At 39.7% G+C, this 15,111-nt stretch carries 11 protein-coding genes; 3 read left to right on the forward strand and 8 right to left on the reverse strand.

Features of this window, described 5'->3' with window-relative positions; translation table 11 throughout:
• Positions 1–270: 270 nt before the first annotated feature.
• Positions 271–1,587, reverse strand: coding sequence for an ABC transporter substrate-binding protein (locus NSS71_RS17290; protein ID WP_217989383.1), 1,317 nt, complete (start codon positions 1,585–1,587; stop codon positions 271–273).
• 430 nt (positions 1,588–2,017) lie between these two features.
• Entirely contained in the window at positions 2,018–2,959 is a 942-nt protein-coding gene (locus NSS71_RS17295; RefSeq protein ID WP_251689471.1) for a glycoside hydrolase family 113, read from the reverse strand.
• Between the two features lie 158 nt (positions 2,960–3,117).
• Between NSS71_RS17295 and NSS71_RS17300 the strand changes: the two genes are divergently transcribed.
• Positions 3,118–4,467: an MATE family efflux transporter gene (locus tag NSS71_RS17300; RefSeq protein ID WP_047942626.1), complete on the forward strand. Its 1,350-nt coding sequence runs from the start codon at positions 3,118–3,120 to the stop codon at positions 4,465–4,467.
• A gap of 27 nt (positions 4,468–4,494) precedes the next feature.
• Positions 4,495–5,688 carry an AGE family epimerase/isomerase gene (locus NSS71_RS17305; RefSeq protein ID WP_144544813.1) on the forward strand — a complete coding sequence of 398 codons (1,194 nt, stop codon included), beginning with the start codon at positions 4,495–4,497 and terminating at the stop codon, positions 5,686–5,688.
• A gap of 33 nt (positions 5,689–5,721) precedes the next feature.
• Here the strand turns inward: NSS71_RS17305 and mgrA are convergent, their stop codons facing one another.
• From mgrA to NSS71_RS17330, 5 genes are all read right to left on the reverse strand, one after another.
• Positions 5,722–6,714 (reverse strand): L-glyceraldehyde 3-phosphate reductase, encoded by a 993-nt coding sequence (mgrA, locus tag NSS71_RS17310; protein ID WP_061801324.1) that lies wholly within the window; start codon positions 6,712–6,714, stop codon positions 5,722–5,724.
• 236 nt (positions 6,715–6,950) lie between these two features.
• Positions 6,951–7,826 carry an ROK family protein gene (locus NSS71_RS17315; RefSeq protein ID WP_047942632.1) on the reverse strand — a complete coding sequence of 292 codons (876 nt, stop codon included), beginning with the start codon at positions 7,824–7,826 and terminating at the stop codon, positions 6,951–6,953.
• A gap of 92 nt (positions 7,827–7,918) precedes the next feature.
• Positions 7,919–9,310, reverse strand: coding sequence for a glycoside hydrolase family 1 protein (locus NSS71_RS17320; RefSeq protein WP_341151873.1), 1,392 nt, complete (start codon positions 9,308–9,310; stop codon positions 7,919–7,921).
• A 14-nt stretch (positions 9,311–9,324) separates the two neighbouring features.
• Positions 9,325–11,559, reverse strand: a complete 2,235-nt coding sequence (locus NSS71_RS17325; RefSeq protein WP_095258188.1) for an alpha-galactosidase — start codon at positions 11,557–11,559, stop codon at positions 9,325–9,327.
• Entirely contained in the window at positions 11,552–12,511 is a 960-nt protein-coding gene (locus NSS71_RS17330; protein ID WP_061801322.1) for an acetylxylan esterase, read from the reverse strand. Before NSS71_RS17330 ends, NSS71_RS17325 begins: the two co-directional genes overlap by 8 nt.
• 391 nt (positions 12,512–12,902) lie before the next feature.
• Between NSS71_RS17330 and NSS71_RS17335 the strand changes: the two genes are divergently transcribed.
• Positions 12,903–14,030, forward strand: coding sequence for a GntR family transcriptional regulator (locus NSS71_RS17335; RefSeq protein ID WP_341151874.1), 1,128 nt, complete (start codon positions 12,903–12,905; stop codon positions 14,028–14,030).
• Between the two features lie 20 nt (positions 14,031–14,050).
• Here the strand turns inward: NSS71_RS17335 and NSS71_RS17340 are convergent, their stop codons facing one another.
• Positions 14,051–15,103, reverse strand: a complete 1,053-nt coding sequence (locus tag NSS71_RS17340; protein ID WP_047942638.1) for a permease — start codon at positions 15,101–15,103, stop codon at positions 14,051–14,053.
• Positions 15,104–15,111 lie beyond the last annotated feature (8 nt).

Genomic DNA, 15,111 nt, shown 5'->3' on the forward strand with positions numbered 1-15,111 from the left:
CATTCACCTCCATCGGCGCCGGCGTAAAATATGAAACTACAAACGGGAACTCTCTTGTGTTATAGCATCGTACAAATGAATAGTTAATGACTACAAAGTAAGAAGGATTTTCTCTGCTGTGCCCCGTCTGAAAACTGATTTTTACAAAAACTCAATAGTAATGAAGGGTACCTTAAGAGATTTTCTCTTTTAAGATAACCCTCCATTTTTAAATAACAATCTTTTTAATCGTTTTCATTTCCCCATAATACTTGCGATTTCTATATTGGTTTATTGTCCAACCTCTTCGATTGCATTGCCCCATTTTTCGTTAAGCTCTTTCATGATATCGTCAAAAGATTCTTTTGTGTTGCCCTTTGCCGCATCCACGATTCGTTGTTTGGTTGCATCCGTTGTACCTAAACCGATTTCCGAACTGTTGTTGATATCAGCAAACAATGATTCTTTTCCAGCAGGAGCAGGTGTTGCTTGGAAGAATTCCACTCCAGCAGTTTCCATTGATTTAAGTGCAGCTGGTAAATCAGCTCCCACTTTTGGAGATATTCCGCCAGTGTCAGCAGCATAGTTTGACTCATCAACAAACCAATCTAAGAATGTGCGTGCAGCTTCTTTATGCTCACTGTTTACGTTAATACCAATATTGTAGTCTCCACCAATCACTGTGTATTGTTTTCCATCGTGTGTTGTTGGAAATGCAGCGAATTGGATGTCTTCTGGATTTTCCGCTAGCGCTTGTACTTGTTCAATTGCCCAGCTTCCTAATACCATTGCTGCTACTTTTCCATCAGCAAGATCTTGCTTAGATTGTTCCCAATCTGTTGTCGTTGGATCCGCTTCTGTATAGCCTTCTTTTACAGAGTCATAAAGCAATTTGTAAATAGTATTCATAGGCTTTCCATCATCAAATGGCGTTTTATCTGTTGTTAACTCATTTGTGAAGTTTGGATCGCCTGCTGCAGATTCACGTACGAAATCCCAATTCGACATTGCCCAGTTAGAAGCATAGTTTGTGTATAATGGCGTAATATCCGGATTTAATTCTTTAATTTTTCCTAATGCTGCTAGAAATTCTTCTGGCGTTTTAGGGAATTCAGTAATTCCTGCATCATTGAATACTTTCATATTAACAAGTACACCTGTTGTATTTACGGCAATTGGAATACCATAAGATACACCGTCATATGCACGGTCTGTTAATAATAAGTATTTTTCTTCTAATTCCTTTTGATCACCAAGCGGCTCAAAGAAGTTTGCGTTGTCTTCTGGCTTAATCGTTGTTGGCACCATTAACACATCGCCATAATCTTTTGAGTTCATGCGAATTTGCATTTGACCAGCATAATCAGTAATTGTTTCTACTTTCACTTCAATATCTGGATGTTTTTCATTGAATTGTGCAATGTACTCATCCCATTTGCCATTCCCAGTCCAGTCTGTTTTGTGGTTAATAAAAGTGATTGTCTCTTTCCCGTCTGCCCCTTTTCCCCCTTGCTTTTCCGAATCACTGCTACAAGCACCAAGCATTAATGCAGCTGCACTAGCAATCAGGCCAAACCGAAATAGTTTATTACCTTTTTTAATCCCCATTCTATTTTCCCTCCAAATAATTAGGTCATATAAAGAGTTAAAGCATATTTTGAAAACTTTACCATTAAGCGCTTACAAACATATTCTACCATGGTCAATTCCATTTGTATAGTCTTTTGTTGAAAAAGTAAGGACAATTATTTTTATGGTGATATAGTTATGTTAAGCGCATACATTTTAATGATTTGATTTATTGCTTGCTAGGACACTTGATATATTGTTGCTTTGTTTGCTTTTGACTGTTCTTACCGCTTTTATTGCTTCATGAACACCATTTTTATGATTGCCTAGGCTGGTTTAGGCTTTCATCTCTCTTATGAACACCACTTTCCCGCGTACCTCCGCTTCTTTTGGCTTTCATCTCCTTTATGAACATCACTGTTCCAATTCCCTCGGCTATTCGCGTTCATCCTACAACTACCCTCCATCCTCACTCTCCACCAACAGAAGAATAATAATCCTTAATCACTTTTTCTGCCGCTTTTCCATATACAGCGTAATCTTGATTACTTTTTGCTTGTTCGATTGGATATAGATGAGCTTTCCAGTCCCATAAGGCAAATCCCTTTACCCAGCTGCGTTTGCTGGTTGCTTGAAACATTGCTTCATACCATCTTTTTTGAACTTCTTCGCTGAATTCGCCTCTTTTTGTCCAATCATTTGGGAGCAAATCTCCACCTACCCAGCTTGGACAGCCAGCTTCACAGAAAAAGAAAGGTTTCTTGTGTTTCTGTACTACTTTTTCGATACGGTCTAATTGTGCTTCCCAGGCATCAATCGGGTAATAGCCGCTAGAAGAAATTACGTCAACAGCATCCCACCACTTTAAGACATCTTCTTGGTACTTATCGCAGTTATATGTGATTAAACCGCTATATACTTTGCGCACTTCTTTTATAAGGTGACGCCATTCAGCTTCTCTTCTGTCTGCATTTACTAGTTCGCAGCCGATTACAAACATGGGACACTTCATTTGCTCTGCTAGCTTTGCATAGTGCAGAATGTACTCATTATAAGAAGCGAACCATTCAGACCATTTTGGTTCACAAGGTACATCCGTATCAAAGAAATTAATATGGGCACGCCATGTACCATCTGCCACGTTTACCATTGGCTTTAAAGTGACCTCTAAGCCTATTTTGTTAGCGTATTCAATTAATTGCACGGTTTCTTCATCACTGACTACATCGGGATGATTCTTCCAATTAATTGTGGTGGATTGTGGAGTATCCTGCTCTGCAACAACAGTTAGGACAATATGTTCAACTGCACATCTTTCTTTTAGCAGCTTCAGTGATTCTATCGTTTTCTCCTCTTGCCATTCTCCTCTTTTGCTCATAAATCCAAAGCTAAATCCTTTCATAAATTCCATCGCACTTTCCTCCTTTATCAATAAATCAATATAAATATAAAGTTTTATATTGAATTGTCTATACTTTTGTTGTAAATTAATTATATATTTCGACTTCCAATAAGTAAAGAACAAAACGGGAGAAAAAATAGACAATTTAATAGAAAGAAAGTGACAGAATGGAAGATAGCAAGAAAGAATATTATAGGAAAATGATGTATTTTACCATCCCTATTACTATTCAGCTTTTGATTACTTCAGGTCTTAATATTATTGACTCCATTATGGTCGGCAGACTTGGTGTAGACAGTATTGCAGCTGTGGGGATTGCCAATAAATTCACGCAGATTCCGACGATTCTTCTACAAGGATTTGCAAGTGGCGCAACCATCTTCTGTGCCCAATACTGGGGAGCAAAAAATAAAAACGGCATTAGTCGCTCGGTTATCTTTGTAAGCGTACTCACCGCAGTTTTTTCCCTTTTCTTTACACTCTTGACACAGTTTTTCTCCTACCCGATTCTTAGCTTTTTTTCTTCGGATATTTCTGTTAAGCAATTGGGCGGTGAATTTCTGCAAATTCTCGGTTACTCCTATGTTTTTACAGCCTTATCTATGATTTTTGTAATCGCTTTAAAAACAACTGGCGAAGTACGTAAACCAACCTATTATAGCGTAATTGCCTTATTAGTGAATACGCTATTAAACTATGTCCTTATATACGGGAATTTCGGAGCACCTGCATTAGGAGTCGAAGGTGCTGCGATTGCGACACTAATCGCTCGTATCATTCAAACTGCTCTTCTTTTCATGCTTCTTGTAAAAAAAGAGTTCCTTTCTTTTTCGATTATCAAAAAGAATCTCGATGTTTTCCGAAGCAGTTTAAGCAAACAATATTTTAAAATCACGATGCCATCCATCATTAACCATGGTACATGGACGCTTGGAGATACGCTCTTTTTCTGGCTGTATGCCACAATGGGCACAAATCAAACTGCCGCTATCTCGATGATTGATCCGATTATTTTTATTTTCACCTGTGTCTTTACCGGGATAAGCGATGCATCGGCAGTCATGATTGGAAATCAGCTTGGTGCAAATGATAAAAAAGGTGCTTTTCAGTATGCGAAGAATTTCATCCGGATTACTACGGGAACTTCTATTGTCGTCGGAATTCTGATTTTAATCCTACTCCCGCATGTGCTGTCGCTTTATCGACTTACACCAGAAGTAGAACAACTTGTTTATGGCATTATGTTTGTCTATATCCCCTTTTCCATTGCCAAAAATCTAAATTATATCAACAATGTCGGCATCTTGCGTGCTGGAGGCGACACAAAATATGTAATGTGGCTAGACACAATCGGTGTTTGGCTAGTCGGGCTTCCACTTGCTGCATTAGGCGTATACTTCCAGCTGCCATTGTTTGCTGTCTATGCACTTGCTAACTCCCATGATTTTATTCGAGCCTTCTTGGGGTTAAAAAGAACTTATACAAAAAAATGGATTCGCAATATTGTTGAAGGGTAAAGAAGGTAAAAAAGAGGAGGAGTTACCATGAAGAAAATAGAGTTTATGGAAGAGTTGGAGAATCGTATTTTGCCATTTTGGTTAAATCTAATGGATAAGGAGAACGGCGGATTCTACGGGGTGGTTGATTACCATTTAAAGCTTCATCCTGAAGCCCATAAAGGTGGCGTTTTAGGTGCTAGAAACCTATGGACCTTTTCCGCTGTGTATCAATACAAACAAGATCCAGCCTATTTAGAAGCTGCCCATCATGCTTATGAATTTTTTAAAAATAAGCTCTGGGATCAGGAAAACGGCGGCATCTATTGGCTTGTTGATTATAAAGGAAATCCGGTTATCTCATCAAAGCATGTCTATGCCCAAAGCTTTGCGCTTTATGGCTTAAGTGAATATTATAAGGTGTCTAAAGATATGGAAGTATTAGCTTTAGCACAAAAATTATTTTATCTTATAGAAGATATTTGCTTCTCTGAATCATTAAACGGTTATTTGGAAGAATTTAATGCCGATTGGACTAAAAAGGAAAATGTTCTATTAAATGAGTGCGTGGAGGCTGCCTTTACAACAAATAGCCATTTGCATATTATCGAAGCATACACGACCCTTTACCAAATTTGGCCTGATGAAAGACTATTACGCAAAATTGATAATCTATTAACGCTATTCCATACACATATTTTTGATCATCAAAAGCATTATTGCCACGCTGCCTTTGACCAAAATTGGAATAGTATAAAAGATACTTTCTCGTTTGGACATGATATTGAAACGAGCTGGCTTTTATCAGAAGCATTGAATGTAACTAAGCTCGATAGACCAGAAATAGTAGAAATGAATAAGCTCATGGCATTGGAGGTTGCTAGAGAAGGGCTTGCTGAAGATGGATCGCTTATGGATTACAAGGCAAATGGCACCATTCACGCAACAAGAGTCTGGTGGGGACAAGCCGAAGCAGTAATCGGCTTCCACAATGCCTATGAATTAACGAATATCCAAAACTATTTAATATATAGTGAGGATGTATGGAAATACATTCAAGCATCTATCCATGATAAGCGCGAGGGCGGCGAATGGTACTCCCGCATTGATACAAACGGTGAAGTTATTTCTTCTCTCCGCGATGAAAAGTACCAAACACAAGAAAACATCGTCGACTCATGGAAATGTCCCTACCATAATGCAAGAATGTGCTTAGAAATGATCAAACGCTTAGCAAATTAAAACGAAAACCACTGCTCTGCAGTGGTTTTCTCTTTATCCTCTTAGCACCTTATCAATAGCCACGAGCTCTTCCGCACTAAAATGAATATTATCCAGTGCCTTCACATTGTCTTCAATTTGGCTTATCTTGCTTGCACCAATGAGTACACTTGTGACAATGCCATCACGCAAAATCCAGGCAACTGCCATTTCGGCAAGGGTTTGCCCTCGTTCTTTCGCAATATTGTTTAAAGCTCTTACTTTATCTATTGTCTGATCCACATTTTCTTTATGCAGCCATAGTCCCGTTTCCCGATTGGCACGAGAATCCTCAGGAATGCCATTTAGATAGCGGTCTGTCAATAATCCTTGAGCAAGTGGACTAAAAGCAATCGCTCCAAGCTGTTTTTCCACTAAAACATCCTTCAATCCATCCTCAATCCAGCGATTAAACATGCTGTAAGAAGGCTGATGAATAATGAATGGCGTTTTTTTATCTTCAAAAATCCGCGCTATTTCTCTTGTTTGCTCCGGTGAATAGTTGGAAACACCAACATATAACGCTTTGCCTTGACGGACCAATAAATCCAAAGCCTCCGCCGTCTCCTCTAAGGGCGTTTCCTCATCTGGACGATGGTGATAATAAATATCCACATATTCAAGACCCATCCGCTTTAAGCTTTGATCAAGACTAGCCACTAAATATTTCTTCGAGCCACCATCACCATACGGACCAGCCCACATCCCATATCCTGCTTTTGTGGAAATAATCAGCTCATCCCGATACGGCTTTAAATCCTTTTCTAAGATTCTCGCAAAATTCTCCTCCGCACTGCCGGCAGGCGGTCCATAGTTATTCGCCAAATCAAAATGCGTAATTCCCAAATCAAATGCTCTTCTTACAAGAGCACGACTATTTTCAAATAAATCGACACCCCCAAAATTATGCCACAGCCCTAGTGACAGCGCCGATAATTTCAATCCGCTCTTCCCCACACGATTGTAAATCATTTTTTCATACCTATTTTCATTAGCCGTATACATGATTTGTCCCTCTTCTCCAATTATTTTAACTGCTATTTTTTGCAAAAAATAATATTGTGGACTAGCAATATATTGAATTTTGATCGTTGTTTAATGGTCAGCGCTACTTCGGCGGTACCGTGTCTGTTTGTTTGAGAGATCCAAAAACTTGTTTGTGCAATTTGCTAGATTACTTGTGGATTTTGTCCATTTATTTGCGCTTCTTGCAAGTTTACTTGTGACTCCGCCCTTTCCACTGCCTACTTCCCAAAAGCAAGCTCATAATTATAAACAGCACCAATTAAATTGGCGTCATTTTGAAATTCGCATATAGCTACTTCGGGAATGAATGGAGCGATTTTTGTGCTTTCTACTACTCTGGCAAGATGAAGGTTCAATTCGTCTAGTAAGCCTTCTTTAGCAGAGACACCCCCGCCAATTATGATTTTTTCCGGATCGAAGCTGTACTGCAGATTATAGATGCCTGTTGCCAAATAGTGATAGAACGTTTTTACTTCTTCTTTTGCTGTCTTATCCCCTTGTTCGGCGAGATCGAATACTTCTTTGCCGCTTAATGGCGTTTCTAATCCCATTCGCTTGGAATAGCGTTTTGCCATATTGACAGCCGTCCCTAGGTCACTAAAGGTTTTATCTTCTTTAAGCAGCATGTATCCAAACTCGCCCCCAAATAGATGTTTTCCATGGCGGATTTTCCCATCCACAATCACTGCGCCGCCAATTCCCGAGCCAATAACTACGAACAGAACATTCTGCATTCCACGTGCGGCACCTTTCCATACTTCCGCCAGACCTGCACAGTTTGCATCATTTTCCATGGAAACTGGACAGCCAAATAGTCCCTCTAGCTCGAAAATAACTGGAAAGTGGTGAATATAAGGAACAGCACTTGCCCCTTCAATTATTCCTTTCCTTTGATTCACCGCCCCTGGAGCACTAAATGCAATACCCTCAATAGTGTATTTTGCGTCCATTTTTTCTTTTAACTGTATCATTTCTTGTTTCATCTCATCCCAAGTTTTTGGTGTGATGAAAGAGCCTTTGTCCACTAGCTGTTCTTTTTCCCAGACAGCAAACTTTACAGAAGACCCGCCTATATCCATTACTAATAAGGACATTTGAACACCCCCGATTTGTGTGCGTTTTTACTCTTAATTATATGCCTGGAGAAAAGACCATCGCAAAAATTAAGCGATGATCTTCTTCCTAATTATTCAATCCCATTCTTAGCACTTACTTCTTTAATCCAATGACCCGATTTCTTAATAGTTTTCACTTGTGTATGAATATTGTTTGAAATAAATCCATAGCGGTTGCGATAGGCATTCATCCAGCTCCAGCAATCGATTGGCGTCCATAAATGATAGCCATAACAATTAGAGCCCTCCTCGATTCCCTTATGAACCCATTCTAAATGTTCTTGAATAAATTCAATGCGGTAATCATCCTCGATCACACCTTCTTCATTTAAGAAACGTTCCTCGCGGGAAACGCCCATGCCATTCTCTGATACAAACCATTCGATATTTTTATAGTTATCACGAATATTAATGGCAATATCATATAGCGCCTCCGGAAAGATCTCCCAGCCTTTATCCAAGTTCATGCGGCGGCCAGGCATAGCATAATGATCGTAATAGCGATCTGGCATCCAGTCGCCGACACTGTTCGGTGCTACATCTGGCGCTTTTACACGCGAAGGATGATAGAAGTTTACCCCAAGTGTATCAATGGTATTTTCTTTTAAAATCGTTAGCTCTTCTTCTGTTGATTCCCAAATTACTTTATCCTTTGTTAAAAGTTCCACTAATGCAGGCGGAAATTCTCCGTATACGGCTGTATGCAAGAACATTTCATTGCGCCATAGGTCTGCAATTCTCCCTGCTTCCACATCTTCTGGCTTATCGCTTGCTGGATAAGAAGGAGTTAGATTTAAGATTGTACCTATTTTCGCACCTTTTTCGTTCATTTTTAAGTCGCGGAATTCTTTAATTGCCTTTGCAGATGCTAGGTTTAAGTTATATGCCACCTGTACTGCCTTTTTTCCGTCTACTACTTTTGGATAATGGAATTGGTATAAATATTGCCCATCGACAATGACCAATGGCTCATTAAATGTAAACCAATGCTTCACGCGATCGCCGAATAATTCAAAGCAGCGGCGAGCAAACTTGGCAAAAAGATCAACGACATGCTTGGATTCCCAGCCGCCATATTGATGATACAGCTCGACAGGCAAATCGAAATGGTGCAGGTTCATTACAGGTGTAATCCCTTGCCTGATAAATTCATCAATTACATTGTTATAAAAACGCACCCCATCTTCATTTAAGCTTGCTGTTTCGAAATCATCAATTAAACGTGTCCACTGAATCGATGTACGAACAGAGTTTAAGTTGATCTCTTTCATTAACGCAATATCTTCTACATAACTATTGTAAAAATTAGATGCTGTATCTGGTCCTACATGATTATGGAATACTTCTGGCTCCGTTTCATACCAGTAGTCAAAAACGTTCGCATGCTGTTTATTAAAACGACCTTCACTCTGCGGCCCAGATGTTGCTGCACCCCACCAAAAATTTTCCGGGAACTTTTTCATGATTTTAATCTCCTTTATTGTTTCTCTGCTAAATAAAATATCTTGCTGTTGTAATCGGAAATATGCTCTCTTGACCAGTAATCGCTGGCACGGTCGATATAATTCCCCGCAAATATTAGCCCGATTTCCATTAAATCATCGCCATATCGCTCTACATCATTATTAATCGTATATAATTTATCTGCTGCTAAGCCCTTTAACCGCAAGCGTTCATACGGTCGATTCGGCTTTGCCAGCACTTCATAATAGCCGATGATTGCTTCTGTCTTATCTTCGGAGACGACCATCCAGGCTGTTTCGTTATTCGTAAAAGGACTTTGTAAACGGATAAATGTACCTTGCTGGATTAGCTTGCGATGCTTTTTAAAGAAAGCAATATGCTCCTTCATCTTCGCATGCTCTTCTTCCGACATTTTCGTAATGTCCAGTTCATAGCCAAATGTACCGAAATAAGCAACATTTGCTCTTGTATCTAAGCTCGTCATCCTGCCAACTTGATGATTTGGAATAGCTGACACATGACTCCCAATGCTAGATAACGGATAAACCATAGAAGTACCATATTGAATTTTCAAACGCTCAACTGCATCCGTATCATCACTAGCCCACGCTTGGGGAGCATAGTAGAGCATGCCTGGGTCGAATCTAGCTCCGCCCCCAGCACAGGATTCGATTAATAGATGTGGATATTTAGCTAGCAGTCTCTCATATAGAGAATACACACCTAAAATATAGCGATGGAATACTTCTCCCTGCTGCTCCTTTGGCAAAGCAATCGAAAAGACCTCGGAAATATAACGGTTCATATCCCATTTGATATAGTCGATTTTGCTGGTAGAAAGAATAGCATCCATTTGAGCAAAAATTCCGTCGACAACTTCTGGACGAGAATAGTCGAGGACAAATTGGTTGCGGCCATGAGATGTTCTTTTTCCAGGAACATGAATAAGCCAATCTGGATGGTCTGCAAAAAGCTTCGTGCCTTTGCTGATCATTTCTGGTTCAAACCATAAACCAAACTTTAGATCTAATGCATGAATTTTCTCTGCTAAACCTTTAATGCCATTTGGCAATTTGTCTTTATTTTCAAACCAGTCTCCTAAGGAAGAAGTGTCGTCATGTCTTTCCCCAAACCAGCCATCATCGAGGACGAATAATTCGACACCCACTTCAGCTGCTTTTTTGGCAATATCCAAAATCTTATCCTCATTAAAATCGAAATAGGTTGCTTCCCAGTTATTAATGAGAATCGGACGTTCTTTATCGCGCCATTCACCGCGAGCAAGTCTTGTACGATATAGCTCATGGAAGGTCTGACTCATCCCATTCAGGCCTTCATCTGAAAATACAACAACAGCTTCTGGCGTCTGGAATGCTTCATTCGGCTTTAAGCGCCAAGTGAATTCGAATGGATTGATGCCGATCATCGCTCTTGTTACTTGATATGTATCCACTTCCACTTGTGCTAAAAAATTGCCGCTGTAAATTAAACTAAAGCCATATGCCTGTCCTGTATGCTCTGTCGTATCCGGTCGCACCAATGCCATAAACGGATTATGCTGATGGCTGCTTGCCCCTCTTGCACTAGAAATCGCTTGAATACCCGTCATCACAGGCTTTCTTTCCATCTGATTTTCCCGTGCCCAAGCTCCATGTAAATGAACAAGTTCAAAATTTTTATCAGGAAAATCAAGACTTAAGCTCAACGCTGATTCTAAATCATAGCTTTGCTTACCATTGTTTACAAACTTCGCACTCCGAGCAATTGCTTTTCTCCCCGCAAAAATTGTATAAAATAAATGAATACTTATGTCTGAATACGTATCTTTTAAAACAACCTCTAATGTCTCCGCTTCGCCTTTGTCCTCTACATAAGTAGCAGGCAGTCCCGTTAATGCAGGCTTTCCTTCTAGGATGCTATGATGATCATAACGGAAATCAGAAATCCGATCCCCTTCCGGATAACGAATTTGCTGTGCCGGTGTGCGAAAATCTGTTGTTCCATAAGAAGGGTATTCTTGTCTTATATGCTCTAAAGAAGAAGTATGATCTCCCTCTATTTGATTATTAGAAGGACGAATCTCTCTTTCTAGTAAATATTGAAAATTATGACGATGTCGGATTGCCTTACCAAAATAAAGATGCTCTAGCTGGGATGTTTTTTCAATGACACGAAATAAATAACTTATAAGTCCGTTTGATAAATGAAATTCTAGTGTTTCTTTATTGAATGTAATCATTCTACTCATGATTTAACAAAAACCCCCTGACTCTATCTCCGAGCTTCGGCAAATATTCATGCCCGTACTCTGGGAAGAAAATCATCTCTTTTGGTGAAGAAATCTGATTGTACACAGCAAATTGCGTTGCTGGCGGACAAACGCCATCTTCTAAGGCAATTGCCCACTTTACTTCTGCTTTAATTCTCGGTGCCAAATGCTGTAAGTCAATGTATTCTAATGTATCGAAAAATTCCTCTTCTCTGTCATGCATTGGATCTCTGAACCGGAACCAATATGCCAATTCCTCATATGCAGATGAATTAATGTCTAACTCAAATACTTTGCGATAATCACTAAGGAAAGGATATTGTGCTACTACTTTTTTCACTCTCGGTTCTAGTGCTGCACAGACTAATGACAGAGCACCGCCTTGTGAGGCACCTTGAACAGAAACAGCCTCTTCATCAACTTCCTCCATGCTCATTAAAATTCTAGCTGCATGAGCAGTATCTAAAAATACGCTTCGATAATAAAGGCTCTCTGGTCCTTCTTCGACACCGCGGATAATTAATCCTTTTAATGTCGTTCCTTTCGCCGTTGTCGTATCTTCTGACTCTCCTCCTTGCCCGCGACAATCCATCGCAAGAACAGCGAACCCCTCTGTTACCCAGGAAAGCTTATCACCAAAGTCCCCGCTATCCCCATGGTAGCCATGAAACATCAGCATCCCAGGCACCTTTCCTTCTATTTTTTTCGGACGGATATATTGGCATCTTATCCTTGCACCTTTTACACCTGTAAAATATAAGTTGAAAAATTCTGCCGTTTTGGAAGGAATCTCTACTCTTTCTAACTCGTAATCTAAGCTTTGTTCGTCTAGCTCTTGTAACGCCTTATCCCAATATAAATCATAATCCGCGGGCTTTCGACCAGATCCTTTATATTCTCGATATTCATTGATTACCTGCTCTTTTTTCATGAAGGACACCTCCGAACTGTTATCGCTTTCATTATAATGTATATACTTGAAATTGTAAATGTCTATATTTATTTATATTAATGTAAAATCAAAATTTGGTTGTAGTATTTTTTCGTTTATAAATGCGGTTATTGTTATTTTATTGAATAATTTTCATTGTATACTTGCCGATTATGCTTTTTTGTTGGGGCTGATGGAGAATGAGTTTGCAGTTTTTATAGCATTGGTTGCATTTTTCTTACTTTATTTGCGACCTTTCCACCTTTATTTGCGAATTCTTTCATCCTCTCCAATCCAATAAACTTTTCACAAAAACAATAAAAAATGTATATCTGCGGAAATGGCTGCATTTGTTAGAAGTAACAGATTTGCATTTAAAGGGGGAGTTACAATGGGGCGACATTCAAAAAAGGTAATGGTGATGGAATCGGTAAAGGATTGGGTAATCAATGGACGAGTGAAACCGGGGGATCGGATTTATTCGGAGTATGAGCTTTCGAAGCTGTTTGATGTAAGCAGGCATACGGTTCGATTAGCGATTGGAGAACTTGTCGATGAGGGATGGCTCTATCGGGAGCAGGGTGTTGGCACCTTTTGCGGGGAACCTTTTGCTAGTAGAAAGGGCCAGAAAATAGCGAATGGGAAAAACATTGGGGTGATGACCACTTATCTTTCTGATTATATTTTTCCATCGATTATCCGTGGAATGGAAACTTATTTAACAGAAAGGGGATATTCTTTAACATTAGTTTGTACGGAAAATGATCATGCAAAGGAGCGATTATGTATCCGCAAGCTCCTTGATTTAAATGTGGACGGACTCATTTTAGAACCTACAAAAAGCAGTCACTTCAATCCTAATCTAGATTATTACCTGGAGCTGGAGGAACGCCATATCCCCTATGTAATGATTAATCAATATTATTCGCAGCTCTCTCCCTTCTATTTAATTATGGATGATGTAAAAGGCGGATATATGGCAACAGATCATTTAATCCAGCTTGGGCATGAGCCAATTCTTGGTCTCTTTCAATCGGATGATTTACAAGGCGTTCATCGCATGCAAGGCTTTTTGCAGGCGCTGCGAAATGAGAGGCTTACGATTGCACCGGAGCTTGTCGTTACTTTTACTACCGAAGAATTACATGCTGGTTTGGAGGAGAAAATTTTGAATACGCTTACAAATAGAAAGAATATGCCTACTGCTATCGTCTGCTACAATGATTATGTTGCCGTTATCGTTCACAAAGTTTTACAAAAATTGCATTTATCTGTACCAGAGGATATCTCCCTTGTTGGCTTCGATGATACTGCACTAGCTGACTCACCAAATCTTCCATTAACTACTATCGCCCATCCGAAAAGTCATATGGGAATAGATGCAGCTAGAAGAATTATTGCAGCCGTTGAAGGAAAAGAATACAATCTTTCCTTGGACGACCCGATTATTTATGAACCAAAACTAGTCATCCGTTCCTCCACTGACGTTGTAAAAAAGAACAGATCCGCCGTGTTTTAACACATGCGGATCTTAACATACTAGAATATTAACTTTCCTATTAATCCACTGATAATTCCTAAAACGACTACCGATATGGATACAAATACGAGTACTTTTCTTGGAAAGGATTTCGCTACCATCAATAAAGATGGCAAGCTTATACTTGGCAGTGTAATAAGCAGGGCCGCAGCTGGTCCTGCTCCAAGACCCATTGCCATTAACGTTTGAATGATCGGAATTTCAGCGGCTGTTGGAATAACAAAAAGCATCCCAGCTACTGCAAAAATCAGAATAGCAATCAAACTATTAGACATGCTGTCACTTAGCTGCGGGAAGAGCCAAAAACGCGCTGCACCTAGAATTAATACGGACAGAACATAGGCCGGTACCACATAAAGAACCATGCTTCCAAGAGAAGTAAGCCATCTATTTAAAAATGAACGCTTATCTACTTCCGCATCTTCTATTAATTTATCCATAGAAACAGGAGTTGGATTTTTGACAAAGCGGTTGGCAAAATAGCTAATGCCAAAGGTTAAAACTAGTCCAACGATAAGACGTAATACAGTAAACTTCCAAGAAAGGACAAAAGTCATAAAAATTAAGGTTGCTGGGTTGATGGTTGGATTCCCAATCCAAAAGGCCAAGCTTGCGCCGACGGAGGCATTTTTTTTACGAAGCCCCACAGCGACTGGCGCGGCACAGCAAGTACACATCATTCCTGGTATAGATGCTAGTCCTGCTGCTGCAGTACTGCCAAAGCTTGTTTTCCCTAGCACTTTTAACAGCCAGCCAGTCGGCAGAAGAACTTGCACAAGGGAACCTAGCAGAATACCTAAAATTGCTGCCTTCCAAACAGATTGGAAGTAAGTAACCGTATAATCTACTGCGGCACTCCATGTGAATGTTCCGGAAATCTGATCTTGCAGAATCGAATCTCCGATAGAATTTGTTTGAAAAGAAAGGATGGCCTTATGATAATATGGCCACCATTTCACATATGTGAGACCGATTACTGCGACTAAAACAAATAGAAAAGCGAACCAAAACGTTCTTTTTTTACTTGATTGCTCCTCTGCTAACGTACTCATCACTTTCA

Source organism: Niallia sp. FSL W8-0951 (assembly GCF_038006525.1).
GTDB classification, from domain to species: Bacteria; Bacillota; Bacilli; order Bacillales; family Cytobacillaceae; genus Niallia; species Niallia circulans.

Excerpts from the sequence above, each read along its gene's own strand:
- NSS71_RS17300 (WP_047942626.1), top strand. The coding sequence starts at position 3,118 with ATGGAAGATAGCAAGAAAGAATATTATAGGAAAATGATGTATTTTACC.
- NSS71_RS17320 (WP_341151873.1), bottom strand. The coding sequence starts at position 9,310 with ATGAAAAAGTTCCCGGAAAATTTTTGGTGGGGTGCAGCAACATCTGGG.
- NSS71_RS17335 (WP_341151874.1), top strand. The coding sequence starts at position 12,903 with ATGGGGCGACATTCAAAAAAGGTAATGGTGATGGAATCGGTAAAGGAT.
- NSS71_RS17340 (WP_047942638.1), bottom strand. The coding sequence starts at position 15,103 with ATGAGTACGTTAGCAGAGGAGCAATCAAGTAAAAAAAGAACGTTTTGG.
- NSS71_RS17290 (WP_217989383.1), bottom strand. The coding sequence starts at position 1,587 with ATGGGGATTAAAAAAGGTAATAAACTATTTCGGTTTGGCCTGATTGCT.
- NSS71_RS17295 (WP_251689471.1), bottom strand. The coding sequence starts at position 2,959 with ATGGAATTTATGAAAGGATTTAGCTTTGGATTTATGAGCAAAAGAGGA.
- NSS71_RS17315 (WP_047942632.1), bottom strand. The coding sequence starts at position 7,826 with ATGTCCTTATTAGTAATGGATATAGGCGGGTCTTCTGTAAAGTTTGCT.
- NSS71_RS17305 (WP_144544813.1), top strand. The coding sequence starts at position 4,495 with ATGAAGAAAATAGAGTTTATGGAAGAGTTGGAGAATCGTATTTTGCCA.
- NSS71_RS17325 (WP_095258188.1), bottom strand. The coding sequence starts at position 11,559 with ATGAGTAGAATGATTACATTCAATAAAGAAACACTAGAATTTCATTTA.
- NSS71_RS17330 (WP_061801322.1), bottom strand. The coding sequence starts at position 12,511 with ATGAAAAAAGAGCAGGTAATCAATGAATATCGAGAATATAAAGGATCT.